This window comes from Modestobacter marinus (genome assembly GCF_019799945.1).
GTDB classification, from domain to species: domain Bacteria; phylum Actinomycetota; class Actinomycetes; order Mycobacteriales; family Geodermatophilaceae; genus Modestobacter; species Modestobacter marinus_B.
This window is the reverse complement of record NZ_JABGCH010000005.1, coordinates 102,088-125,522: the sequence shown is the minus strand read 5'-3', so window position 1 is coordinate 125,522 and position 23,435 is coordinate 102,088. Positions and strand designations below refer to the sequence as shown.

The following is a 23,435-nucleotide window of genomic DNA, read 5'->3' as shown; positions in this document are numbered from 1 at the left end:
GACGGGCACGACGCCCCGCGACCTGGTGACATGGCCCGGTGCAGGTGGCGAGAGAGGTGCGCGGCCTGCTGGCCACCGTCCGGGTCCGGCTGCGCGGGCGGGACACCGCGCTCATCGCCGCGGGGCTCACCTTCTACGCGGGGATCGCCGTCGTCCCGGGGCTGGTGCTGGCCCTCGGCCTGACCAGCTGGGTGACCAGCCCGGGCACCGTGCGGGAGCTGACCGACCAGCTCGCCGGGGTGCTCCCGGCCGAACTGGGCGCCCCCCGGGCGCTCGGCCGGCTGGCCGAGGCCGGCACCGGGCTGAGCGCGGTCGAGGCGCTGCTGACCCTGCTGCCGATCTCCCTCTACGGCGAGGGGCTGCGCCGGGCGCTGCTGCGGTTCAGCAGCACGCAGGACCGGTTCACCGCCTGGCGCGGCCGCGCGCTGTCCCTCCCCCTGCTGCTGCTGGCGCCGCTGCTGATGTACCCGCTGCTGGTGGCCGGCGCGGCCCTGGCGCGGCTCGCGGAGGAGCCGGGGGTCAGCTCGGGCCTCGCCGCGTTCGCCGTCGGCTACTACTCGGTCCTCGCCGCGCTCACCGTGCCGCTGATCTGGGTGTTCCGGGTGGTGGCTGCCGAGCGGCTGCGGTGGTCCGCCGTCGCCGTCGGCGCCCTGTTCACCGCGGCCTGCCTGTCCGGCTTCCTGCAGGGGTTCGTGCTGTTCCTGGCCCTGCCGATCGACCTGGGCGCCCCGTTCGGCGGGCTGACCGTGGTCGGCGGGGTGGTCGCCGTCGGCTTCTGGCTGTTCCTGCTGCACCTGGTGCTGCTGGCCGGCTGGCTGGGCACCCAGGCGCTGGACGAGCGGATCCGCCGCGGCACGCCGGCGCTCAGCCGGTGAGGGGCGGCTCCTCCAGCAGCCGGTCGCGCTGCTCGTCGACGTCCCAGGACGGTTCGGGCAGCCGCGGCTGCAGCTCGGTGAGCGTCTCGCGCAGCAGCCGCCCCACCGCCCAGTTGCGGTACCACTTGCGGTCGGCCGGGACGACGTACCACGGCGCCGCGTCGGAGTCGGTGCGCTCGAGCGCGACCGCGTAGGCGCGCTGGTACTCCGGCCACAGCGCCCGGTCGTCCACGTCGGAGGGGTCGAACTTCCACCGTGCGCCCGAGTCGTCGAGCCGGGCCAGCAGCCGTTCCTTCTGCTCCCACGGCGACACGTGCAGGAAGACCTTGAGGACGGTGACGCCGTCGTCGGCGAGCCGGCGCTCGAACCGGACGATCTCGCGGTAGCGGCGCTCCACCACCTCGGGCTCGGCCAGCTGACGCACCCAGCTGACCAGCACGTCCTCGTAGTGAGACCGGTTGAAGACGCCGATCATGCCGGGGGCGGGCACCGCACGGCGGACCCGCCAGAGGAAGGAGTGCCGCAGCTCCTCCGGCGTCGGCCGGCCGAAGGTGACCGCGTGCACGCCGTGCGGCTCCACCGCGCCGAGGACGTGCTCCACCACGCCACCCTTGCCGCTGGTGTCCATGCCCTGCAGCACCAGCAGCACGCGGCGCCGGCTGCCGCCGGTGGCCTCGGCGTACAGGCGCCGCTGCAGCTCGGCCAGGTGGGCGGCGTCGGCGCGCGTCGCCTCCTTCGTCGCCTCCTTGTGCCCGGGCGCCTGCGGGATGGCCCGCGGGTCGAGGTCGGCCAGGACGACGGGGGCGGCGGGTGCGCGCAGCGCCTGGCGCAGCGAGGCGGCCATGCCGGGAGCCTAGGGACCGTCAGGCCGCGACGGTCTCCACCGCCGGTGCCAGCGCCGCTCCGACCAGGTTCGCGGCCACGAACACCGCGAACGCCGCGCCCCAGCGCGGGGAGGCGGCCAGCGCGAGCACCACGGCCGCCCCGCCGAAGACCAGCAGCTGGACGGCGAGCCGGCCGCCGGTCGACGGGAACGTCGCCTGCGGGCCGCGAACAGGCCCCACAGGACGGCGGCCGCGGCCGGCAGCGTGACCGCGAGGACGACGCGGAGCACTCCGGCCCCACCGAGCAGCCAGCCGCCCCACCGAGCAGCCAGCCGCCCCAGCCGAGCAGCCCCAAGGCGACCAGGCAGCAGTTGTCGAGAGCAGTGCTCTCGTCAACCGGTCAGGACCTCCGGCAGCTCACCGCGGTGCAGCACCACCATGCTGCTGACCGCCCGGGTGAGGACGACGTAGAGCCGGTGCAGCCCGCGCGGCTCCGCGGCCACGATCGCGGCCGGCTCCACCACCACGACGTGGTCGAACTCCAGCCCCTTGACCAGCGTCGCCGGGACCACGGCGACCCGGGCGGGCGCGGCGCCGTCGTCGGCCACCGCGGCCACCTCCAGCCCGGCCGCGGCCAGCATCGCCACCACCTCACCGACCGCGGCGTCCGCGCAGACCACCCCCGTGGAGCCCTCGGCGGCCACGAGCTCGGCGACCACCTCGGTCAGCGGCCCGGCCAGCGCCGACACCGGCCGCAGCCGCAGGGACCCCGGCTCGGACCGGGCGGCGGTGGCCGCGGGCAGCGCCGGGGCGATCAGCGGCAGCAGCCGGTTGGCGAAGTCGAGCACCTCGCCGGGCACCCGGTAGCCGCGGGTCAGCGGACGCACCGTCGTCCCGGGCCGGCCCAGCGCGCCGAGCGTGACGGCCCAGTCCGCCGCCGACCACGGGCTGGTGGCCTGGGCGAGGTCGCCCAGCACGGTGAGCGACCCGGCGGCCAGCCGGCGGGCGACCGCCCGGCACTGCATCGGCGAGAGGTCCTGGGCCTCATCGACCACCACGTGGCCGTAGCCGGCGGTGCGCTCGAGCATCCCGGCGACCTCGTCCACCAGCACCGCGTCGGCGGCGGTCCACGGCGCGGTCCGCACCGGGCGCGGCGCCCGGGGCCAGTGCAGCAGGGCCTGCTCCTCCTCGGTGAGGACGCCGCGGGCCGCGCGGGCCAGCCGGTCGGGCTCGGTGAACAGCGCGGCGACCAGGGCGGCGGCGTCCACGGCCGGCCAGTGCGCGCCCAGGAACGCCCGTACCTCGGCGCTGCGGGCGGCGCTGCGGGTCTCGGCGTCGCTCGGGCTGCCACCGCCGGCCTCCTTGAGCCGCCGCGCGTACTCGGCCAGCGCCATGCCCAGCCGCTCCCGGCCGGCGGCGTAGTGGACCAGCTGCTGGTCGTCGGCGGCGGTGCCGGCGCGGCGCAGGTCGTCGACGAGCCGCTTGAGCCGGTCCGGTCCGACCCGGTACCGCCGCCCGGCCAGCGGCACCTGCACGGAGTCGGTGGGCTTGCCGATCAGCCCCCACAGCGCCCGGTGCAGCACCCGCGCCATCCGGGCGTCGCCCTTGAGGACGGCGACCTCCGCGGGGTCCTCCGCGCGGACGGTCACCCGCGCGGTCAGGTCGGCCACCGTGGCCTGGTCGACGTCGACCTCTCCGAGCGCGGGCAGCACCTGCTCGATGTAGCGCAGGAACGCCCGGTTCGGCCCCACCACCAGCACGCCGCTGCGGGCCAGCTGCCCGCCGTGCGTGTAGAGCAGGTAGGCGGCGCGGTGCAGCCCCACCGCTGTCTTGCCCGTGCCGGGGGCGCCCTGCACGCAGATCGACTCGCCCAGCGGAGCCCGGACGATGTCGTCCTGGTCGGGCTGGATGGTGGCCACGATGTCCCGCATCGGGCCGCTGCGGGGTCGCTCGATCTCCTGCCTCAACACGTCGCTCTCGTGCTCGTCCCCGGCGCCGAGGAGCTCGTCGTCGTAGCTGGTCAGCTGCCCGCCGGCGAACCCGAACCGGCGGCGGCGGGCGACGCCCTGCGGGTCCGCGGCGCTGGCCTGGTAGAACGGTCGGCTCATCGGCGCGCGCCAGTCGATGACCACCGGGTCGCCGGCCGCGTCCCGGACGTGCCGGCGGCCGATGTGGAAGGTCTCGGACTCCCCGTCGGTGCGGCCGAAGAACGCGGGCACGCCGGGGTGGGACGCCAGCGACCGCAGCCGCTCAGCCCGGGCGGCGCCGAGCCGCTCGGAGGCCCAGGAGTCGACGCCGGCGTCGGCGACCGCGACCGCGGAGGCGCGCATCCGGGTCAGGCAGTCGGCCGCGTGCGCGAGGTGCGCGCGCTCGGCGGTGAGGACGGGATCGGGGGCGGTCTCGGAGAGGGCGGGAGGATGAGACACCGTCGGAGGACGTTACGCGCGGCGACCGCTCCGCTCAAGCAGCGCGCGGCGATGTGTAGACCGCGCGGTGCCGGATCATCCACCGCCCATGGCCAGCGACTCCGCACTGCCGCCCGTCATCGGGGCGATCGCCGAGGACCGGGACGGCAACGCCCTGGGCACCGTCACCGCCGTCTTCGTGGACGACGCGACCGAGCGGCCCACCTGGGTCGGGCTCACCTCCGGGCTGCACGCCACGGCCGACCCGGACGACGTGGCGGTGGTCGCGCCGATCACCGACGCCGTCTTCACCGACGGCCGGTTGCGGCTGACCGTGCCGGCGGCCGCGGTCCGGTCCGCCCCCCACCCCGCCTCCCCGGACCGGCTCAGCCCGGAGGAGGAGTCGACGCTGCGCGCCCACTACCGGGGGGACCCGACCGACGCCGGCGCGGGCACCGACACGGCCATGACCCGGTCGGAGGAGCAGGTGCGGGTGCGCACCGTGGTCGAGCCGTGGAGCCGCGCGGTGCTGCACGTCGAGGAGGTGACCGAGGAGGTGATGGTGCCGGTCACCATCACCCGGCAGCGCGCCCGGATCGAGTACCGCCCGCTCGCCCCCGGGAGCACCGACCGCACGGACCCCACCCCGGGCGAGCCCGGCGCGCAGCGGCCCACCAGCACCACGGAGTGGGTGACGCTCTGGGGCGAGCAGCCCCGGGTCACCCTGGAGCGGGTGCCGCTGGAGAAGGTCCGCCTCGCGACCTCGTGGACGACGGAGGAGCAGCAGCACGGCGACCAGGTGCGCCGCGAGCAGATCGAGCTGAGCACCACCGATGCCGGCCCCACCGCACCCCCTGCCCCCGAGGCCCGTTGATCATCGGCATCTGGCAGGCCCCGCCGGCGTGTCGGGCAGCCATTCCCCGATGATCACGGGGTGGGCGGGGCGGGGGCGCTCAGCCACCAGTCGAGCCCCGCGGCGACCAGGTGCGGGGTCAGCACGTGGCCGCCGCCGAACTCGTCGTAGGTGACGCCGTACCCGGCGGCGGCCAAGTCGGCGGCGACCCGCCGGCCGCACCGGGCGACCGGCAGCACCCGGTCGTCGGTGCCGTGGCAGATCCACACCCGCGGGCTGCCGTGCCGTGCCGGAGCAGCGAGGAAGCCGGGCGAGAAGCCCAGCAGGGCACCGGCCAGGTCGCCGTTGGCGACGCCGAGGGACAGCGCGTAGGACGCGCCGTCGGAGAACCCGCCGAACGCCACCCGGTCGACCGCGCAGCGGCCGAACACCTCGGCCAGCGCGGCGTCCAGGACGGCGACGTCCCGGCCCAGGCCGCCGGCGATCAGGTCCCAGGTCCTCGCGAGCGAGGTGGGGGCCAGGACGACCACCCCGCGGGCGGTGGCCTGCCCGGCCACGGCGGCCACCGCGTGGCCCGCCGAGCCGCCGGCCCCGTGCAGGAAGACCAGCAGCGGGCGGGGGCCGGCGGCCACCCCGTCCGGCACCGCGACGAACACCTCCGCGCCCGGCAACCGCAGCGCGGTGGTCCCCGCGGGCAGCGGCGGGCCGGCGGGCGCGGGCGTCGGGCGGCTGTGCAGGCGCCCGTCGGCGGCGCGCGCGGGGGAGCTCACCCGCGCTCCCCTACCCGGCGGGCGCCGCGGTGGACCCTTGCCGGAACGCCGGCGGGGTGGTGGTCTGCCGGGATGACCCGGCCGCTCCCGCCCGTCCCCGCCCGCGTCGTCGCCGCCCCGATGGCGGGAGGGCCCTCCACGGTGGCGCTGGTGACCGCCGTCGGCGAGGCGGGCGGCCTGGGCTTCCTGGCCGCCGGCTACCGGACGGCGGAGCAGCTGGCCGCGCAGGTCGCCGAGCTGCGGGCGGCGAGCGACGCCCCGTTCGGGGTCAACGTCTTCGCCGCCGGTCCCGCCGCGGACCCCGCCGTCCTGACCGCGCACGCCGAGCGGGTCACCGCCTGGGCGCAGCGGTACGGCGTCACGCCGGGTACTCCCGAGCACAGCGACGACGACCTGGCCGCCAAGGTGGACCGGCTGGTGGAGCTGGCCCCCGCCGTCGTCTCCTTCGCCTTCGGGCTGCCCCCGGACGGCGCGGTCGACCGGCTGCACGCCGCCGGGTCCGCGGTGTGGGTGACCGTCACCGACCCCGAGGGGGCGCGCGCCGCAGCCGCTGCGGGAGCCGACGCGCTGGTCGTCCAGGGGTGGGAGGCCGGCGCGCACCGCGGTGGCGGGTCGGACGAGGAGCCGGGACAGCTCGGGCTGCTGCCGCTCCTCCGGCTGGTGCGGCGGGTCACCAACCTGCCGCTGGTCGCCGCCGGGGGCATCGCCGACGGCGCGGGGGTCGCCGCCGTCCTGGCCGCCGGCGCCTCGCTGGCCGCGCTGGGCACGGCGTTCCTCCGGACCCCCGAGGCGGGCACGAACCCGGCGCACGCCGCCGCGCTGGTCGACGGCCCGGCTCCGGCGGGGCGGCCGACCACGGTCACCCGGGCGTTCACTGGGCGGCGGGCCCGGGCGCTGGTCAACCGGGCCACCGTCGAGCTCGGCGACGACGCCCCGGCCGCGTACCCGGAGGTGCACCTGATGACCGCCCCGGTGCGCGCGGCGGCCCGCGCCGCCGGGGACGCGGAGGGGCTGCACCTGTGGGCCGGCCAGGCGCACGGGCTGGCCGAGGCCGTGCCGGCCGGGGAGCTGGTGCGGCGCCTGGCCGCCGACGCGCGGACGGCCCTCACCGCCGCGGCGGAGCTGCTCGCCTAGCTAGGGCGCCCGCTCCCCCGGCTCGACGATGTGCACCCGCACCGCACGGAACTGGGCCGGGGTCGTCAGCAGCACCGCCTTCGTCGGCTCGCCGACGTCCAGCGGCCCGAGCCGCGGCAGCTCGGCCAGCGGGCGCAGCCGCGGGTCGGCGAGCACCTCGCTGACCAGCCCGCGGTCCCCGCCGGGAGCCAGCGCGACGAGCCCGGGGACGTGCGGCAGCAGCACACGGGCGGCGGTGTCCGCGGTCGCCCCCACGACGGCGTCGGTCTGGTGGCCCCGCCGCCGCGCGAAGCGCTGCTGCGACCAGCCTCCGGCGGCGGTGCGCCCCTGGACCTGGCGGGCGTCGACCTTGGAGACGACCAGCTCCGGCCCGTCGAAGACGCCCACCGCCCAGCGGCCGCGGCGGACCAGCAGGACGGCGGTGCGCCGGGGCTCCCGGGCGGCGGCGGTGAACGTGGTCAGCGCGGCGGGGCCCGGGGTCCAGCCGTAGGGGGCGGTCAGCCGCAGCGTCGTCGTGTCAGCGCAGGTGACCGCGAGGCTCCCGTCGTCCGCGACCCGGACGTCGGCGAACGCGCCGTGCCGCTCGGCGACGCCGTCCAGCCACCGACCCAGCCGCTCGGGGGCCACCCCGAGCACCCGGCCACCACCGGCAGCCGGCCGGGGAGAGGTCATCGGGCGATCGTGCCAGGTGGCGTCGACTGCTGGCACGGGGCCAACTCGGCCGCCCCTGTGCTGTTCCTCCTCGGCCAACCCGCGAACGGGACCTCCCGCGTGTGTTCCCGCGCAGGTCGACGTGGTGGCGCCGGTGGCCCTCCTCGTGGGCCAGTGGCCGCCCACACCACACTGAGGCATCACGGGTGTTCTGGCCGTGACGGACTGGACCCGAGGGGGCTGCCGTGCCCCCTAGACTGACTGGATGACGACGTCCGAACCCGGCGCCGCCGCGCCGACTGCCGCCCACCCGGCGGGCACCGGTGACCTGCTCAGCCGGGTCAGCATCGGGCGCATCTCCGAGGTCATCGTCGAACAGATCCGCCTGCTCATCCGCCAAGGGCGGCTCGTCGCCGGCGACCGGTTGCCCTCGGAGCGGGAGCTGTGCGAGCGGTTCGGCGTCAGCCGGGTGACCGTCCGCGAGGCGCTGCGGGTCCTGGAGGCCAACGGCCTGATCGAGATCCGCGTCGGGGCCCGGGGCGGGGCCTTCGTCACCGCACCGAGCAGCCGGCTCGTCGGTGAGGGCATCGTCGACCTCATCTCCCTGGCGTCGATCAGCGCCCGGGAGGTGACCGAGACCCGGATGGTGTTCGAGCTGGGCATCATGCCACTGGTGTGCGAGCGGGCCACCGATGAGGACGTCGCGGCGCTCTACGGGATCTGCGACCAGAGCGACGCCGCCGTCCAGGCGGACGAGTACCCGCTGGAGCTGTCGGCCGCCTGGCACATCCGCTACGCGCAATCGGCGCACAACCGGGCCGTCGCGATGTTCGTGGACTCACTGCACGACCCGCTGCTCCGGTCCCTGGAACGCGCGCGGGCGGCGGCACCCTCACCCGACGGGCACGGCGTCGACGAGCACCGGGCACTGGTCGACGCGATCACCGAGCGGGACCTCGAGCAGGCCACCGAGCTCATGCGCACGCACCTGAACCGGTCGGCCGAGCGGGTCGGCAAGGCGGACGACGCGGCGCTCTGACCGCACGCGGGAATCGCGTCCGACCCGAGGAGGTCTGCGGGCGAGCGCGGGGACGGCAACGTGCTCGGCGGGGACCCGCAGCAGCCGCTGCCCGGCGGCCACCAGCACGGCGGCGAGGCCGGGAGCCACGGTGGCGATCAGGAAGCTGGTGTTGGCCCCGGCGGTTCAGCATCAGCGGCACGGGTTGGACCACCTGCACGAGTCCGCTGAGCAGGTCCTCGAGCACGGGTCCTCCATCGCCGACCGGCCCCCGCCCCGGTGCGCGACCCGTCAGGCGACGGGGAGGCCCACCGCCACCCACGCGTGGAACCCGCCGACGACGTCGGTGGCCCGGTGCAGCCCCAGCGAGCGGAGCGCGTCCGCGGCCAGGCTGGACGTGTACCCCTCGGAGCACAGGACGACGACGTCCAGGTCGTAGCCGTCGACCAGCGGCAGCCGCGCGTCGCCGGCCGGGTCGAACCGCCACTCCAGCACGTTCCGCTCGATGACGAGCGCGCCGGGCACCCCGCCCTCCGCGGCCCGCTGGGCCGCCGGCCGGATGTCGACCAGCACCGCGCCGGCCGCCATCCGGGCGGCCGCCTCGAGCGGGCCGATCCGCCGGAGCCGGGACCGGGCGTCGGCGAGCAGCTCGTCGACGCTGCGGGCGCCGCCGGGACGGGTCGGGGCGCTCACCAGTTCACCCCGGCGCGCTCGGTGCCGGTACGGACCAGTCCGTTCCCGTCCACCCGGTAGGTGTTCATCCACTGCAGGCCCGGTGTGTAGACGTGCACGCTCACCGCGGGCTCGGACAGCGGGTTGGTCACCTGGTGCACGTGGTGGGCACCGAAGAAGCGCACGCGGCCACCGGTCAGGTCGACGGTGCTCTCGAGCACCCGCCCCGGGCGGGCGGCGACCACCCGCTCGGAGAGCGTGCCGCGGGCCACGGCGAACGCGCCGGCCGAGCTGCCGTGGTCGTGCAGGTCGGTGCCCTGGCCGGGCAGCCAGGACAGCAGCCACACCTGGGCGCCGGCCAGGTCCTGGTGCAGCTCGGGGTCGAGGACGGCGGCCGCGGCAGCCGGGTCGAGCAGGTGGGTCCAGCGGCTGTCGGTGCGGAACTCGACGAGCGGCGACCACAGGTCGGTGCGGAGGCTGAGTGCGGCGGCGAGCGCGGCGGCGGCGCTCGGCCGGCGGGACGGCGAGAGGGCAGGGGTGGGCACGGTGCGGGTCATCGGGCTTCCTCGGAGCTGGGCGCGGCCGCACTCAGGGGCCTACGCGGGTGTGTCGGGTCGGCTGGGCGTCAGGACACCGGACACAGCGCGCTCGCCACGCGCAGCAGGTCGACGGCGCACCGGCGGTGCAGCTCCAGCGAGTACGACACGCGAGGAGCAGACCAGCTCAGCCAATCCCCGTCAAGTCCATCGGTTTGATGAGCTTTGTGTCGCGACCGGACGGCTCAGCGGGCGAACGCCGGAACGGCGGCGTGCTCGGCGGGGACCCGCAGCAGCCGCTGCCCGGCGGCCACCACCACCGCGGCGAGGCCGGCGGCCACGGTCGCCACCAGGAAGCTGGTGTTGGCCCCGGCGGTGTCGACGATCTTGCCGGCGAGCGAGGTGCCGATCGCGACGCCGAGGGCCAGCGCGGTCCCGATCCAGGTGAACGCCTCGGTGACCGCGGCCCGGGGCACGAGCAGCTCCGCGAGGGTGAAGGAGCTGATCAGCGCCGGGGAGACGGCCACCCCGGTGACCACGACCAGCAGCAGCATCAGCCAGTAGGACCCGACGAGCACCAGCGGCACGGTCAGCGCGGTCAGCACCACCAGGACGCCGACCAGCCGGCGCCGCAGCGGGAGCGTCCAGTGCACGCTCCCCCAGCCGATGCCCGACAGCATCGACCCGGCGGCCAGGCCGGCGATGAGCAGGCCGGAGAAGGACCGCGCCCCCCGCTCGTCGGCGAAGGCCACCAGCGCGATCTCCAGGGTGCCCAGCACCGCGCCGATCGCCGCCCCCACGACGAAGAGCACCCGCAGGCCCTGCACCCGCATGGCCGAGGGCCCCCGCCGGTGCTCGTGCTCGGCCGGCGGCGGCTCGGTGTGCCGCTGCGCGGCGAAGAGCAGGCTGCCCACCGCGGCCAGCGTGAAGGCGGTGACCAGGCCGGAGGTGGTGTGCCCGGTGGTGGACAGGAAGGTGACCAGCACCGGCCCGACGATGAACACGAACTCGTCGACCACGGACTCCATGGCCAGGGCCGTGGGGAGCCGGGGCGTGCCGCGCAGCAGGTGGGTCCAGCGGACCCGGATCATCGAGGCGACCGGCGGGATGCTGGCCCCGGCGACGCCGGCGGCGAGGAACACCGTCCACAGCGGCCACCCGTCGCGTACCGCGAAGAGGAACGTCACCCCGGAGAGCACGAACACCACGAGGACCGACAGCAGGACCCGGCGCTGGGCGTGGGTGTCGGCCAGGCGGCCGATCAGCGGCCCGGCGATCGCCGTGGTGATCGCGCCGAACGCGGCCACCGCCCCGCCCAGTCCGTACGAGCCCGTCTCGGACTGCACCAGGAGCACGCTGCCCAACCCGATCATCGACAGCGGCAGCCGGCCGATGAAGGCCGCGACCACCATCGGCACCGCGTGCGGGGTGCGCAGCACGTGCAGGTACGGGTTGGGCACGAGGGGGAGGGCCTCCGTCAGGAGTGGGGGCGTGCCCCAGCCACGCTAATCGAGGAGCCGGTGGCCCGCGGTCCGAGCGCGCAGGCCCGGGAAGCACGAGATCCCGCCCCCGACGGCACTGTCGGGGAGCGGGACCTCGTCCTCGAGCCGGACCCTCGGCTGCGCTGTCCTGGGCCCGCTCGGGTCCTCAGGCGAGCCGGCTCTTGAGGATCTCCAGCTCGTCCCACATGGTGCTGGGCAGCTTGTCGCCGAACTTCCCGAACCACTCGGTGATCTGCGGGACCTCGGCGCGCCACTCGTCCTTCTCGACGGCCAGCGCCTGCCGCACCTGGTCGGGCGTCATGTCGAGGCCGGAGACGTCCAGGGAGCCGGCCGCGGGCACGTGCCCGACCGCGGTCTCCTCGGCGGCCGCGGTGCCCTCGATCCGCTCGACGACCCACTTGAGGACGCGGCTGTTCTCGCCGAAGCCCGGCCACAGGAAGCCGCCGTCGGCGTCCCGGCGGAACCAGTTCACGTAGAAGATGCGCGGCAGCTTGGTGGAGTCGTGCATCTTCCCGGTCTGCACCCAGTGGCCCATGTAGTCACCGGCGTGGTAGCCGATGAAGGGCAGCATCGCGAACGGGTCGCGCCGGACGACACCGACCGCGCCGGTGGCCGCGGCGGTGGTCTCCGAGGAGAGCGTGGCGCCCATGAACACGCCGTGGTTCCAGTCCCGCGCCTCGGTGACCAGCGGGATCGTGGTCTTGCGCCGACCGCCGAACAGGATCGCCGAGATCGGCACGCCCTTCGGGTCCTCGTACTCGGGCGCGAGGATCGGGCACTGCGTGATCGGGGTGCAGAACCGGCTGTTCGGGTGGCTGGAGGGCGCGTCGGAATCCGGCGTCCAGTCGTTGCCCTTCCAGCTGGTCAGGTGGGCCGGCGGCTCCTCGGTCATCCCCTCCCACCAGATGTCGCCGTCGTCGGTGAGGGCGACGTTGGTGAACACCGAGTTGCCCTGGTCGATGGTCCGCATCGCGTTGGGGTTGGTGTCCCACCCGGTGCCCGGGGCCACGCCGAACAGGCCGTACTCGGGGTTGAGGGCGTAGAGGCGCCCGTCCTCGCCGAAGCGCATCCAGGCGATGTCGTCGCCGAGGGTCTCGACCTTCCAGCCGGGGATGGTCGGCTCGAGCATCGCGAGGTTCGTCTTGCCGCAGGCCGACGGGAAGGCCGCGGCCACGTAGTAGCTCTTCTGCTGCGGGCTGGTCAGCTTCAGGATCAGCATGTGCTCGGCGAGCCAGCCCTCGTCGCGGGCCATCACCGAGGCGATCCGCAGGGAGTAGCACTTCTTGCCCAGCAGCGCGTTGCCGCCGTAGCCGGAGCCGTAGGACCAGATGGCCCGCTCCTCGGGGAAGTGCACGATGTACTTGGTGTCGCTGCACGGCCACGGGACGTCGGTCTGCCCGGGCTCCAGCGGGGCGCCGAGGGAGTGCATGGCCGGCACGAAGGGCCGGTCGGTGCCCATCGCCTCGAGGATCCGGCTGCCGATCCGGGCCATCACCCGCATCGAGACGACGACGTACTCGGAGTCGGTGAGCTCGACGCCGAACATCGGGTTCTCAGCCTCGACCGGGCCCATGCAGAACGGGATGACGTACATCGTCCGGCCGCGCATGCACCCCCGGTACAGCTCGGTCATGAGCGACTTCATCTCGGCCGGGTCCATCCAGTTGTTGGTGGGACCGGCGTCGGCCTCGTCGACCGAGCAGATGAAGGTGCGGTCCTCGACCCGGGCGACGTCACTGGGGTCGGAGGCGCACCAGAAGGAGTTGGGCTTCTTCTCCAGGCGGGTGAACGTGCCGGCGTCGACGAGCCGCTGGGTGAGCCGCTCCCACTCCGCCTCGGTGCCGTCGACCCACACCACCTGGTCCGGCGTCGCCAGCTCGGCCATCTCCCGCACCCAGGCGAGGAGGCGGGCGTGGGTCGTCGGGGCGTTGTCGAGACCTGGGATGGCCACGGAAGTCACGGCGTCTCCTCCTGGGGGGACCGTCGGTGCGGCGCTCGCAGCGGCGCCGGGAATGCATCACCCCCGGCCACGACACTGGAGCCGGGGGGATCGGGCCAGGTTAGGAGGGTGGGACGCTTACGTCTAGGACGTCTACCCGGAGTGTGAGCTACGTCCCTGGGGGATGTCACCCGACGGCCCGGTGGTTGTCGCCGACCGTGACCACACGACGACTCCTGGAGCCCCTGACCCTCCGCGGCGTGACGCTGCCCAACCGCCTCGCCGTCGCCCCGATGTGCCAGTACAACGTCACCGACGGCCTGGTCGGTGACTACCACCTGGTGCACCTCGGCCGCTTCGCCCTGGGCGGCTTCGGCCTCGTGATGGTGGAGGCCACCGGCGTCACCGCGGAGGGCCGGATCAGCCCCGGGGACGTCGGCCTCTGGACCGACGCGCAGCTGCCCGGACTGGCCCGGATCGCCGCGTTCCTCCGCGAGCACGGCAGCGTGCCCGCCATCCAGCTGGCGCACGCCGGCGGCAAGGCGAGCACGCTGCGCCCGTGGGACGGCAACGGCCCGGTGACCGCCGAGAACGCCCGGCCGGGCGACGTGCCGTGGACCGCGGTCTCCCCCAGCGGCGTGCCGATGGGCGAGGGCTGGCCGGCGCCGCACCCGCTGACCGTCGAGGAGATGGCCGGCGTGCGCGAGGCGTTCGTGGCCGCCACGGAGCGGTCGCTGACCGCCGGCTTCGAGGTGGTCGAGGTGCACGCCGCGCACGGCTACCTGCTCAACCAGTTCCTCTCGCCGCTGACCAACCGCCGGGACGACGAGTACGGCGGTTCGCTGGAGAACCGGATGCGCTTCCCGCTCGAGGTGGTCGACGCCGTCCGCGCCGTGTGGCCCGAGGAGCTGCCGCTGATCGTGCGCGTCTCCGCGGTCGACGCGTCCCGTGACGGGACGACGCTGGCGGACACCATCGCATTCGCCCGCGAGCTGCGGGCCCGCGGCGTGGACGCCGTCGACGTGTCCGGCGGCGGCATCGGCACCGGCTGGGAGCACCCGATCGGCTACGGCTACCAGGTGCCGTTCGCCGCGGCGATCCGCGCGCAGGCCGGGATCCCGACGATGGCCGTGGGCCTGCTCGTCGACCCCCAGCAGGCCGAGGCCGTCGTGGCCGGCGGCCAGGCGGACCTCGTCGCGCTCGCCCGGCAGGCGCAGGACGACCCGAACTTCGCCGTCCACGCGGCGCGGGCGCTGACCGGCGGGTCCTACGAGACCTATCCGGTGCAGGCCGGCCCGCGGCTGGCCTCCCGGGACCGGCTGCTGCAGCGCCTCGGACCGTGGACCGGCCCGGACCCGGTGCTCGTGGAGGAGCCCGCCAGCTAGGAACTGCGCCCGTAGGCCGGGCCGGTGGCGGCGACGAAGTCGTCCCACGCCGCCGGCGCCGGCCCGCCGGACACCTCCGCGCCGAACGCGTCGAGGTACCAGTGCCAGCCCAGGACGTAGTCGCCGGCGTCGGTGCCCGGGGGGAAGACCTGCGTGAACAGCAGGACCGTGCGGCCCTCCTCCTCGGCCAGGTCCAGCTGGATCCGCCACGCCTGCTCGGACTCCCACTGGACGACGAGCCGGCGGGGCGGATCGCACTCGACGATCCGCATCGGCTCGCCGGCCGACTGCCCCTCGTGGGTCATCGTGAGGGTGCCGGAGCCGCCGACCCGCCGCTCGCCCTCGTAGGTGCCGATCCAGCGCGCCGTCCGGTCGCCCTCGGTCAGTGCGGCCCACACGTCCTCGATCGGGTCCGGCCAGCTGCGCCGGAACTGCACCTGCACCCCCTCGGGCACCTCGGTGACCCGGCCCAGCCGCTCGTCCTGCGGTGCGTCGTGCGCGGTCATCGACCGTCCTCCTCCATCGGGGCCCGCCGGCCGCGGGCCATCTCGGTGTCCAGCGCGTCCAGGCGCTGCGCCCACAGCCGCCGGTAGGGGGCCAGCCAGGCGTCCAGCTCGGACAGCGGCCCGGGGTCGAGTGCGTAGATCCGTCGCTGCCCCTCCACCCGGACCCGCACCAGGCCCGCCTCCCGGAGCACCCGCAGGTGCCGGCTGACCGCCGGCCGGCTCACCGCAAAATGACCGGCCAGCTCCCCGGCCCCCTGCTCGCCGGCGGCGAGCAGGGTCACGATCTCCCGCCGGATCGGGTCGGCGAGCGCGGCCAGGGCGTCCACCCGCATCTGTGTAACAGACGACTTACGTGAAGGTCCAGTTACACATGAGCCCGACCCGGGCGCGCTCGGCCAGGGCGAGGACCTGGCCTGGGCCGGGGACGACACCGCCACCAGCGGAGAGGACGAGCCGACTTCCTCCCGGAACGAGTCCGGGCACTAGTGTGACCCGGGTCACGTCCGCTCCGAGGAGGCAGCCATGGCCACTGGCGAGACCGGTTTCGCCGACGTCACCTACGACCTGATCTCCGTGCAGTACCACGCGCTGAAAGGCGGCCACGACTACGGCCAGTACGTCCGGGACGCCGAGAACGCGAACTTGGACGACCTGGCGCAGTTCTTCCGCGATGTGATGGAACAGGACTCGGCGCGGGCCAAGCGCTGCCACGAGTTCCTCGCCAAGCTCGCCGGCACCGAGCACGGTGGGCCCGCCACCCAGTAACACCCTGTCTGCGGATTCCTGTGCTCTGCATGCGCCGGGCATGCAGAGCACAGGGATCCCAGGAAAACTCCGTGGCGGCACTCCGGCTGCGTTCCGTAACCTCCGGCGGCCCCTGCCCGCCGTTCCCGGAGGTCCCCCGTGCTCGCCCTGACCGAGGCTGCGATCCGCCGCTCGCTGGTCAACTGCTCGCGCAGCGAGGTGGCGGCGATGACGCTGCCCCGGGACCTCGACGCGCTCGACTGGGCGGCCATCGACGTGCTCGGCTGGCGGGACCCGAAGGCGGAACTGCGCGGCTACCTGGTGCACGAGCACGGGGGCCGGGCGGTGGGGCTCGCGCTGCGCGCCGCCGACACGACGATGTCCAGCCGCCGCTCGGCCATGTGCCTGCTGTGCCACAGCGTGCAGAGCGCCGCGGCGATCTCGCTGTTCACCGCCCGCCGGGTCGGCGAGGCCGGGCGCAACGGCAACACGGTGGGCACCTACATCTGCGCCGACCTCGACTGTGCGCACCGGGTGCTCGACGTCCCGCCGACGGCCCTGCACCTCGACGAGGAGCTGCAGTCCCTCGCGGTCGAGGAGCGGGTGGCCGGCCTGCGGCAGCGCCTGCAGGCGTTCACCTCCGACGTCCTGCTCGAACGGGCCTGGACGGGGTCCTTCCGCTAGCGCCGCAGCGACGAAGAAGGCGCGAGGCCCCGATCAGCGGACGCCGACGAGGTCCACCACGAAGACGAGCGTCGCGCCCGGCTTGATCACGCCGCCGGCCCCGCGGTCGCCGTAGGCCTTGTGCGGCGGGATGGTGAGCCGGCGCCGGCCGCCCACGCGCATGCCCTGGATGCCCTCGTCCCAGCCCTGGATGACCATGCCGGCCCCGAGCCGGAACTCCAGCGGGTCACCCCGGTCCCAGGAGGCGTCGAACTGCTCGCCGCCGTCGTGGGTGACGCCGACGTAGTGGGCGCTGACCAGGCTGCCCGCGGTGGCCTCGGGGCCGTCCCCCGCGACGAGGTCCTCGATCACCAGGTCGGACGGGGCGGGGCCGGTCGGCGGCTCGACGTCGGGGCGGGTCAGCTCTGCCACGGGGGATCTCCTTGGAACGGCGCCAGGGCTCTCCCGGCGGGCCGGAGCCCATCCAACCCGCCCCGACCCGGTCCGGGCCAACCGGTGGCCGACCCGCGGCTCAGGACGGCCAGGTACCTTGCACCCCGCGGGTCCGGTCGCGGGCCGCGGCTCCCGCGCGTCTCGTCGTGGGGTCGCCTGGGGGCTCGCTGCGTGCTGTCGATACCTGCTGGAGGTGTGCGTGGCCCTCGATCCGCCGTCGGCTCCGCCGGCCGGGGACCTGTTCGCCGGGGGCGGCGACGCCGGGCGGCTGATGGCGGCGCTGGACTGGGCGGCCACCCCCGTCGGGCCGGTGGGGTCGTGGTCCCCCGGCCTGCGCTACGCCGTCCGCACCGTGCTGGCCTCGCGGTACCCCATGGTGCTGACGTGGGGACCGCAGTACACGCAGTTCTACAACGACGCGTACGCGCCGTTCATCGGCGCCAAGCACCCCGCGATCGGCGAGGACATCCGGGTGACCCTCGCCGAGGGGTGGGTCGCGCTGGCCGAGCCGGTCGACCGCGCGATCACCACCCGCGAGGCCTCCTGGCTCCCGCGCCTGCCGTTGCTGCTCGAGCGCGCCGGCTACCGCGAGGAGACCTACTTCACCGTCTCGCACGCGCCCGCCTTCGCCGACGACGGCGCGGTCGGCGGCATGCTCGGCGTCTGCACCGAGGTCACCGGCGAGGTGCTCGGCGAGCGCCGGCAGCGGCTGCTGCGGGACCTGGCCGGCGCCGGCTCCGCCCTGGGCGACGAGGCGGCCACCCTCACCGGGCTCGGCCGGGTGCTGGGCCAGGACCCGCTCGACGTCCCGTTCGCCGCGGTCTACCTCGACGATCCCGGGACCGGCCGGCTGCAGCGCTCCGCGACCGCCGGGGTGCGCCCCGAGCTGCTGCCGGCCGGCGTCGCGGGCGCGGCCGAGCTGCCCGGGCCGGTCGCCGACCTCGGCCTCGTCGGCGGGTTCTGGCAGGACCCGGTGACCGACGCCCTGGTGCTGCCGCTGACCGGGCCGGCCGGCGAGCGGGTGGGGCTGCTGGTCACCGGGATCAGCCCCAACCGCCGGCTCGACGAGGAGTACCGGACCTTCCTGGAGCTCGTGGCCGGCCAGGTCGCGACCGCGGTGGTCAACGCCCGGGCCTTCGAGACCGAGCGGCGGCGGGCCGAGGCGCTCGCCGAGCTGGACCGGGCCAAGACGGCGTTCTTCTCCGACGTCAGCCACGAGCTCCGCACCCCGCTCACCCTGCTGCTCGGCCCGCTCAGCGACGTGCTCGCCGACACCGCGCAGCCGCTGGCCCCCGGGGTCCGCGACCAGCTGGCCCTGGCGATGCGCAACGGGCAGCGGCTGCAGCGGCTGGTCAACGACCTCATGGACTTCGCCAGCATCGAGGCCGGCCGGGCGGCCGCCGTCCGGGTGGAGACCGACGTCGCGGACTTCACCGCCGAGCTGGCCGGGGTGCTGCGGTCCGCCGCCGAACGGGCCGGGCTCCGGCTGACCGTCGACTGCCCGCCGCTGCCGCGGCCGGCCGCCGTCGACCCGCGGATGTGGGAGAAGATCGTCCTCAACCTGCTGTCCAACGCGGTGAAGTACACCTTCGTCGGCACCATCGAGGTGCTGCTGCGCGGCACGGACGACGGGTTCGTGCTCACCGTGACCGACACCGGCATCGGCATCCCGGCCGAGGAGCTGCCGCTGGTGTTCGACCGCTTCCACCGGGTGCCGGGGTCGCTGGCCCGCACCCGGGAGGGCACCGGCATCGGGCTGGCCCTGGTGCGTGAGCTGGTCGCGCTGCACGGCGGGACCGTCTCGGTGACCAGTGCGCCGGGCGCGGGGAGCACCTTCGCCGTCGCCCTGCCGTACGGCCGGCCGGACGCCGCCGGTGACGCCCCCGCCGTGCCGTCCGAGGCCGCCCGTGGCACCGCCGAGGTGTGGGAGCACGACGTCGTCCCGCCGGAGCAGCCGGCGACGCCGGCCGGGGCGACCGCGACCGTGCTCGTCGTCGACGACAACGCGGACATGCGCGACTACGTCACCCGGCTGCTGTCCCCGATCTGGCGGATCCGCGTCTGCGCGGACGGCGAGCAGGCGATGGCGAGCCTCGCCGAGGAGCTCCCCGACGTCGTGCTGACCGACGTGATGATGCCGCGGGTCGACGGCTTCGAACTGCTCCGCCGGTTGCGCGCGGACCCCGCGACCCGTTCGATCCCGGTGATCATGCTGACCGCCCGCGCCGGGCAAGAGGCCGCGGTGGAGGGCTTCGCCGCCGGCGTCGACGACTACCTGGCCAAGCCCTTCCAGGCGGCCGAGCTCATCGCCCGGGTGCGGGTCGCCGTCGAGCGCGCCACGCACGGCCGCGAGCCGGCGCCGGCACCGGACCCCGAGGTGGTGGCGCCGTCCGCCCCGGTCCTCCTGCCGGCCGCCGACGTGCGCACGCTGGTCCCGGCCAGCCGACCGCCCGCGGTGCCCGCACCACCGCCGTCGCCGGAGGTGCGCCACGAGCGCTGGCGATTCCCGGCGGTGCCCCAGTCGGTCGCGGCGCTGCGCCGGGCCCTGCGCCGGCTGTTCGCCGAGGTGGAGCTGGACGAGGACCTCGCCTACGACCTGCTGCTGGCTGCGTGCGAGGCGGTGACCAACGCCGTCGAGCACGCGCAGGAGCCGACCGAGCCCTTCGTCGAGGTGACCACGGAGGCCGGCGGTGGCTCGGTGCTCATCACGGTCCGGGACTTCGGGCAGTGGCGGGAGCGTGTGCCCAGCATGGACCGTGGCCGCGGCTCGACGCTGATGAGCGCGTTCGCCGACGTCGTCGCCGTGCCGAGCCCCGAGGGGACGACGGTGACCATCCGCGCCCCCCGTACCGGCGACCAGGACTGACCGGCCCACCCGTCGGCGGGCGGGTCAGTCCACCCGGCAGGGCGGGAGGGCGGTGTGCCAGTCGGTGCGCTGCTGGAACCAGGCGCCGGCGTCGAGCAGCAGGTCCTCCCCGCCGACCGGCGCGGTCAGCTGGGCGCCCACCGGCATGCCGGAGCCGGGGTGCCGGCCGACCGGCAGAGCGAGCGTCGGGCCGGCGTGCAGCGACCAGGGGGCGGTCAGCTGGATCAGCCGGCGGGTGGTGGCCAGCACGTCGTCACCGTCGGCGGCGCGGGGGACGTCGACCGGCAGCGTGGGCGTCAGCAGGACGTCGACGTCCTCGAAGACCTCGTCGACCGCGCGCTGGTACTCCGCCCGCGCCTCCAGCGCCGCCACCCGGTCGCCCTCGCTGACCCGGCAGCCCACCCGCATCCGGGTGAGGGTGTCGGCCTGGAACAGCTCCGGTCGCGCCAGCCGCTCCCCGTGCAGGTCGGCCAGGCCCGAGTAGACGATCGTGTAGAGGACGTCCTGCGCCGCGCTGATCCCGGGCACCTCGACCGGCACGAGCTCGGCACCGCCGTCGGCGAACACCCGGGCCGCGGCCGCGACCACCGCCTCGACGCCCGGGTCGAGGTCGTCGAACCAGGGCACCGGCACGCCGATCCGGGCCGGCAGCGTCGGCCACAGGTCGCGCACCGGGCGCCCGGCGAGCACGTAGAAGCCCCGGGCGACCAGCTCGACGGTCCGGGCGAGGGGACCGATCGTGTCGACGAGGTCGCACATCGGGAAGATCCCGGCGTCGGGGACCACGGCGAACCCCGGGCGCAGCCCGGTCACCCCGCAGGCGGCCGCGGGGAGCCGCACCGATCCGCCGGTGTCCGTGCCCAGCGCCAGGTCGACCAGGCCGGCGGCCACCGCGGCCCCCGATCCGCCGCTCGACCCGCCGGGCACCCGGCTGACGTCCCAGGGGTTGCGGACCGGCCCGGACGCGGAGTTCTGCGACGTGACGCCGACGGCGAACTCCGACAGGTTGAGCTTGGCGACGATCTCCGCCCCGGCCTCCACCAGCCGGGTGACCACGACCGCGTCGGCGCCGGGCACCCGGTCGGCGAAGAACCGGGACCCGCAGGTGGTGAGCACCCCGGCGGTGTCGATGTTGTCCTTCACGCCGACCCGGACACCGGCCAGCGGCCCGTCGGCGGCATGCGGCAGGGGCGGGTCGATGGTGGTGACGACGGCGTTGGTGGCCGCCCGCACTGCTGCTTCCCGCTCTGGGCCGATGCCCGGGTCGTGCTTCACCGCGTGGGCGTGACGCACGGTGGGGTGAGGGGGCGGTTCGTGGTCACAGTGCGTGAGCATGCCATCTGGCGGCCCTGCGCGTCAGCCCGCCCGCTCAGGTGCCCTCGGCCGGCGCCGGCACCGCGATCGACGGGCGGTCACGGAACAGCGGGGGGAGGTGCCGCAGCATGAGCACCGACCAGGTCAGGTGGGTGAGCACCGGTGCCTGGATGCCGCCGCTGGCCCGCCGCTGCAGGGCGAACAGCAGGCCCATGGGAAGCGAGGCGAGCACCAGGGCGGGGTTGCGCGTGGCCACGGTGGCCAGCGCGTAGACCGCCGTCGACTTCGCCACCGGCGCCTGCGCGCCCACGGCGGCGTAGAGCGCGCCGCGGAAGAACACCTCCTCCGCCACCCCGTTGGCCAGCGCGGTGGTGAGCACCAGGCCCGGCTTCCCCTGGTGGGCGTACCGCAGCACCCGGGTGATCGCGGCGTCCAGCGGCGCGATGCGCCGGGCCACCAGCGCGGCGCCGTAGAACAGCCCGAAGGCGCCGACGCCGGCGAGCACCGGGGTGAGCAGCGGCCGGCGCAGCGTGTCGGTCGGCGACTGCATCCAGCCCAGGTGCAGCGGGCCGGAGGCGACACCCCCGGCGATCCAGGTCCCGGCCACCCCGAGCGTGAGCCCGTAGAACGCCGGGGAGTCCGGCTCCTGGGACAGCGAGACGCCCAGCAGGGTCGCCCCGGCCAGCGACACCCCGGCGGTCACCCGCCGCCGGCGGCGGAAGGCGGCGTCGGACTCCCGGTGGTCGCGCGGCACCTTGTCCACCAGCCAGCCGGGCAGCCGGCCGGCGAGGGCGTTGCGCACCTGCTCGGGGACGGCGGCTTGGTTGCGGCGGGCCCACCGCCGCGCCGTCCGCCCGACCCCACCCCGGGTCACCGGGCGCTCCCGGCACCCGCGGCGGCCCGCGCCTCGCGCCGGGCGCGGGCCCGCTCGCCGAGCGCCGTGAGCACCGCCTGGTCGTAGTCCATCGGCTCGAACGGCACGACCCGCCGGATGGCGTCGTCGCGCACCACGACCTCGTTGGTCATCGAGTCGATCAGCGACCGGCCGGTCTGCACGTCCACGTCGGTCACCAGCGACAGCCACCGGGACGACAGCTGCGGGCTCAGCAGCGGGACCGGGACGATCACCAGCCGCCGGCCCTGGATCTCCGCCAGTCGCTTGAGCATCTCGACGTACTCCAGCACCTCCGGCCCGCCGACGTCGAAGACCCGCCCCTCCGCCTCGGGGGCCTCCAGCACGCCGACCAGGTAGCGGACGACGTCCGCGATCGCGATCGGCTGGGTCCGGGTGTGCACCCAGCGCGGGGTGACCATGGCCGGGAGGTGGGCGACGAGCTGGCGGGTCATCTCCCAGGAGATGCCGCCGTGGCCGATCACGATCCCCGCGCGCAGCGTGGTGACCGGCACCCCGCCCTCGGCCAGCAGGCCCTCCACCTCGCGGCGGCTGCGCAGGTGCGGCGAGAGCTGGTCGGCATCGTTGCCCAGCCCGCCGAGGTAGACGATCCGGCCGACCCCGGCCGCCGCCGCGGCCCGGGCGAAGGCCCGCGCGGCGGCGGCGTCCCGGGCGGCGAAGTCGGCGACGGCGAGCGAGTGCACCAGGTAGTAGGCCGCCGCGCAGCCCTCGAGCGCCGTCCGCAGGGAGTCCTCGTCGGCCACGTCGCCGCGCACCGGGCGGCCGGCGCCGCGGTAGCGGTCGGGGTTCCGGGTCATCGCGAGCACCTCGTGGCCGACGTCGTCCAGGGCCGTCGCCAGCCTGCTGCCCACGAACCCGGACGCCCCGGTCACCAGTACCCGCACCCGTCCAGCCTGCGGGCCCGATCAGCGGCGCGCGACTCAGAGGTGCACGACGAGCGGCGGCGGCGCGATGATCGGTGCATGGAGCCCTCCGACGAGGCACGCAACGTCCTGGGCGGACCACTGGAGCCCTGCAGCACCGACCCGATGACCGGCTTCACCCGGGACGGCTCGTGCCGCAGCGGCCCCGCGGACGCCGGCAGTCACACCGTCTGCGCGGTCGTCTCCGCCGAGTTCCTCGAGCTGCAGCGCCGGCTGGGCAACGACCTCGTCACCCCGCGCCCGGAGTGGGACTTCCCCGGGCTGCGCCCCGGGGACCGCTGGTGCGTGGTCGCGGCGCGCTGGCTGCAGGCGCTGCAGGCAGGGGCCCCGGCCGGCGTGGTGCTGGCGGCCACGAACGCCCGAGCCCTGGAGGTCGTGCCGCTCGAGGCGCTGCGGTCACAGGCGGTCGACGTCCCCGACGACCTGTCCTCGCTCGGGGAACACCCGCCCGACGGCGAGGGTTGACCGACACAACTGACACCGCGCGCC

23 protein-coding genes and 1 pseudogene are annotated in these 23,435 nt (G+C 75.5%); 9 read left to right on the top strand and 15 right to left on the bottom strand.

The genetic code is table 11. The annotated features are described in order from the left end of the window. Window positions 1-38 precede the first annotated feature (38 nt). Window positions 39-875 carry a YhjD/YihY/BrkB family envelope integrity protein gene (locus HK417_RS07025; protein WP_222264777.1) on the top strand — a complete coding sequence of 279 codons (837 nt, stop codon included), beginning with the start codon at window positions 39-41 and terminating at the stop codon, window positions 873-875. On the opposite strand, the gene HK417_RS07020 is transcribed toward HK417_RS07025, so the two are convergent. The 3 genes and pseudogenes from HK417_RS07020 to HK417_RS07010 all read right to left on the bottom strand — a co-directional run bounded on the left by HK417_RS07020 (window position 865) and on the right by HK417_RS07010 (window position 4,125). Further along, a complete protein-coding gene (locus HK417_RS07020) occupies window positions 865-1,719 on the bottom strand; it encodes a PPK2 family polyphosphate kinase (protein ID WP_222264775.1) in 855 nt (284 codons plus the stop codon). The genes HK417_RS07025 and HK417_RS07020 overlap by 11 nt on opposite strands. 19 nt (window positions 1,720-1,738) lie before the next feature. Further along, window positions 1,739-1,989 (bottom strand): annotated as a pseudogene (locus HK417_RS07015) (DUF2568 domain-containing protein). Window positions 1,990-2,091: 102 nt separating this feature from the next. Next, complete coding sequence (locus tag HK417_RS07010) at window positions 2,092-4,125, bottom strand: HelD family protein (protein ID WP_222264770.1); 2,034 nt, start codon at window positions 4,123-4,125, stop codon at window positions 2,092-2,094. Between the two features lie 88 nt (window positions 4,126-4,213). Between HK417_RS07010 and HK417_RS07005 the strand changes: the two genes are divergently transcribed. Then, window positions 4,214-4,978 carry a DUF2382 domain-containing protein gene (locus HK417_RS07005; protein ID WP_222264768.1) on the top strand — a complete coding sequence of 255 codons (765 nt, stop codon included), beginning with the start codon at window positions 4,214-4,216 and terminating at the stop codon, window positions 4,976-4,978. A gap of 53 nt (window positions 4,979-5,031) precedes the next feature. Here HK417_RS07005 and HK417_RS07000 read toward each other — a convergent pair whose 3' ends face one another. Then, window positions 5,032-5,727 (bottom strand): alpha/beta hydrolase, encoded by a 696-nt coding sequence (locus tag HK417_RS07000; RefSeq protein WP_222264767.1) that lies wholly within the window; start codon window positions 5,725-5,727, stop codon window positions 5,032-5,034. Window positions 5,728-5,799: 72 nt separating this feature from the next. Here HK417_RS07000 and HK417_RS06995 point away from each other — a divergent pair, with 72 nt between their 5' ends. Further along, window positions 5,800-6,861: a nitronate monooxygenase gene (locus HK417_RS06995; protein ID WP_222264765.1), complete on the top strand. Its 1,062-nt coding sequence runs from the start codon at window positions 5,800-5,802 to the stop codon at window positions 6,859-6,861. Here HK417_RS06995 and HK417_RS06990 read toward each other — a convergent pair whose 3' ends face one another. Further along, window positions 6,862-7,533 carry an acVLRF1 family peptidyl-tRNA hydrolase gene (locus tag HK417_RS06990; protein ID WP_222264763.1) on the bottom strand — a complete coding sequence of 224 codons (672 nt, stop codon included), beginning with the start codon at window positions 7,531-7,533 and terminating at the stop codon, window positions 6,862-6,864. A gap of 244 nt (window positions 7,534-7,777) precedes the next feature. Here HK417_RS06990 and HK417_RS06985 point away from each other — a divergent pair, with 244 nt between their 5' ends. After that, window positions 7,778-8,551 carry a FadR/GntR family transcriptional regulator gene (locus HK417_RS06985; protein ID WP_222264761.1) on the top strand — a complete coding sequence of 258 codons (774 nt, stop codon included), beginning with the start codon at window positions 7,778-7,780 and terminating at the stop codon, window positions 8,549-8,551. Between the two features lie 270 nt (window positions 8,552-8,821). Here HK417_RS06985 and HK417_RS06980 read toward each other — a convergent pair whose 3' ends face one another. The 4 genes from HK417_RS06980 to HK417_RS06965 form a co-directional block, all read right to left on the bottom strand. Continuing rightward, window positions 8,822-9,223 (bottom strand): rhodanese-like domain-containing protein, encoded by a 402-nt coding sequence (locus tag HK417_RS06980; protein ID WP_308123427.1) that lies wholly within the window; start codon window positions 9,221-9,223, stop codon window positions 8,822-8,824. Further along, window positions 9,220-9,759 (bottom strand): cysteine dioxygenase, encoded by a 540-nt coding sequence (locus tag HK417_RS06975; protein ID WP_222264759.1) that lies wholly within the window; start codon window positions 9,757-9,759, stop codon window positions 9,220-9,222. Before HK417_RS06975 ends, HK417_RS06980 begins: the two co-directional genes overlap by 4 nt. Window positions 9,760-9,983: 224 nt before the next feature. After that, a complete protein-coding gene (locus HK417_RS06970) occupies window positions 9,984-11,198 on the bottom strand; it encodes an MFS transporter (protein ID WP_222264757.1) in 1,215 nt (404 codons plus the stop codon). A gap of 187 nt (window positions 11,199-11,385) precedes the next feature. Continuing rightward, the gene (locus HK417_RS06965) at window positions 11,386-13,200 is read right to left on the bottom strand and encodes a phosphoenolpyruvate carboxykinase (GTP) (RefSeq protein ID WP_222264755.1); all 1,815 of its coding nucleotides are present in this window, start codon (window positions 13,198-13,200) and stop codon (window positions 11,386-11,388) included. A 197-nt stretch (window positions 13,201-13,397) separates the two neighbouring features. Between HK417_RS06965 and HK417_RS06960 the strand changes: the two genes are divergently transcribed. Then, complete coding sequence (locus HK417_RS06960) at window positions 13,398-14,564, top strand: NADH:flavin oxidoreductase/NADH oxidase (protein WP_222264752.1); 1,167 nt, start codon at window positions 13,398-13,400, stop codon at window positions 14,562-14,564. Here the strand turns inward: HK417_RS06960 and HK417_RS06955 are convergent. Together HK417_RS06955 and HK417_RS06950 are read right to left on the bottom strand one after the other, a co-directional pair. Next, a complete protein-coding gene (locus tag HK417_RS06955) occupies window positions 14,561-15,070 on the bottom strand; it encodes an SRPBCC family protein (protein WP_222264751.1) in 510 nt (169 codons plus the stop codon). The two genes, HK417_RS06960 and HK417_RS06955, sit on opposite strands and share 4 nt — an antisense overlap. Beyond that, entirely contained in the window at window positions 15,067-15,402 is a 336-nt protein-coding gene (locus tag HK417_RS06950) for an ArsR/SmtB family transcription factor (protein WP_261326035.1), read from the bottom strand. The genes HK417_RS06955 and HK417_RS06950 overlap by 4 nt, the downstream gene beginning before the upstream one ends. A gap of 190 nt (window positions 15,403-15,592) precedes the next feature. Between HK417_RS06950 and HK417_RS06945 the strand changes: the two genes are divergently transcribed. Together HK417_RS06945 and HK417_RS06940 are read left to right on the top strand one after the other, a co-directional pair. Continuing rightward, the gene (locus HK417_RS06945) at window positions 15,593-15,835 is read left to right on the top strand and encodes an acyl carrier protein (protein WP_222264747.1); all 243 of its coding nucleotides are present in this window, start codon (window positions 15,593-15,595) and stop codon (window positions 15,833-15,835) included. A gap of 138 nt (window positions 15,836-15,973) precedes the next feature. Then, the gene (locus HK417_RS06940; protein WP_222264745.1) at window positions 15,974-16,498 is read left to right on the top strand and encodes an FBP domain-containing protein; all 525 of its coding nucleotides are present in this window, start codon (window positions 15,974-15,976) and stop codon (window positions 16,496-16,498) included. Window positions 16,499-16,531: 33 nt separating this feature from the next. On the opposite strand, the gene HK417_RS06935 is transcribed toward HK417_RS06940, so the two are convergent. After that, window positions 16,532-16,909, bottom strand: a complete 378-nt coding sequence (locus HK417_RS06935) for an FKBP-type peptidyl-prolyl cis-trans isomerase (RefSeq protein ID WP_308123426.1) — start codon at window positions 16,907-16,909, stop codon at window positions 16,532-16,534. A gap of 220 nt (window positions 16,910-17,129) precedes the next feature. Here HK417_RS06935 and HK417_RS06930 point away from each other — a divergent pair, with 220 nt between their 5' ends. Beyond that, window positions 17,130-19,796 (top strand): ATP-binding protein, encoded by a 2,667-nt coding sequence (locus tag HK417_RS06930; RefSeq protein WP_308123425.1) that lies wholly within the window; start codon window positions 17,130-17,132, stop codon window positions 19,794-19,796. 24 nt (window positions 19,797-19,820) lie between these two features. On the opposite strand, the gene HK417_RS06925 is transcribed toward HK417_RS06930, so the two are convergent. From HK417_RS06925 to HK417_RS06915, 3 genes are all read right to left on the bottom strand, one after another. Beyond that, window positions 19,821-21,071: an amidase gene (locus tag HK417_RS06925; protein WP_308123424.1), complete on the bottom strand. Its 1,251-nt coding sequence runs from the start codon at window positions 21,069-21,071 to the stop codon at window positions 19,821-19,823. 94 nt (window positions 21,072-21,165) lie between these two features. Continuing rightward, window positions 21,166-21,984, bottom strand: coding sequence for a CPBP family intramembrane glutamic endopeptidase (locus tag HK417_RS06920; protein ID WP_308123423.1), 819 nt, complete (start codon window positions 21,982-21,984; stop codon window positions 21,166-21,168). Continuing rightward, a complete protein-coding gene (locus tag HK417_RS06915; RefSeq protein ID WP_222264741.1) occupies window positions 21,981-22,907 on the bottom strand; it encodes an NAD(P)H-binding protein in 927 nt (308 codons plus the stop codon). The genes HK417_RS06920 and HK417_RS06915 overlap by 4 nt, the downstream gene beginning before the upstream one ends. Window positions 22,908-22,985: 78 nt before the next feature. Here HK417_RS06915 and HK417_RS06910 point away from each other — a divergent pair, with 78 nt between their 5' ends. Continuing rightward, a complete protein-coding gene (locus tag HK417_RS06910) occupies window positions 22,986-23,411 on the top strand; it encodes a DUF2237 family protein (protein WP_222264739.1) in 426 nt (141 codons plus the stop codon). Window positions 23,412-23,435: the final 24 nt, after the last annotated feature.

Bases quoted from the DNA above. Each gene is read 5' to 3' on its own strand.
- HK417_RS07020 (WP_222264775.1), bottom strand. From the start codon at position 1,719: ATGGCCGCCTCGCTGCGCCAGGCGCTGCGCGCACCCGCCGCCCCCGTC.
- HK417_RS07005 (WP_222264768.1), top strand. From the start codon at position 4,214: ATGGCCAGCGACTCCGCACTGCCGCCCGTCATCGGGGCGATCGCCGAG.
- HK417_RS06995 (WP_222264765.1), top strand. From the start codon at position 5,800: ATGACCCGGCCGCTCCCGCCCGTCCCCGCCCGCGTCGTCGCCGCCCCG.
- HK417_RS06990 (WP_222264763.1), bottom strand. From the start codon at position 7,533: ATGACCTCTCCCCGGCCGGCTGCCGGTGGTGGCCGGGTGCTCGGGGTG.
- HK417_RS06985 (WP_222264761.1), top strand. From the start codon at position 7,778: ATGACGACGTCCGAACCCGGCGCCGCCGCGCCGACTGCCGCCCACCCG.
- HK417_RS06975 (WP_222264759.1), bottom strand. From the start codon at position 9,759: ATGACCCGCACCGTGCCCACCCCTGCCCTCTCGCCGTCCCGCCGGCCG.
- HK417_RS06955 (WP_222264751.1), bottom strand. From the start codon at position 15,070: ATGACCGCGCACGACGCACCGCAGGACGAGCGGCTGGGCCGGGTCACC.
- HK417_RS06950 (WP_261326035.1), bottom strand. From the start codon at position 15,402: ATGCGGGTGGACGCCCTGGCCGCGCTCGCCGACCCGATCCGGCGGGAG.
- HK417_RS06945 (WP_222264747.1), top strand. From the start codon at position 15,593: ATGGCCACTGGCGAGACCGGTTTCGCCGACGTCACCTACGACCTGATC.
- HK417_RS06910 (WP_222264739.1), top strand. From the start codon at position 22,986: ATGGAGCCCTCCGACGAGGCACGCAACGTCCTGGGCGGACCACTGGAG.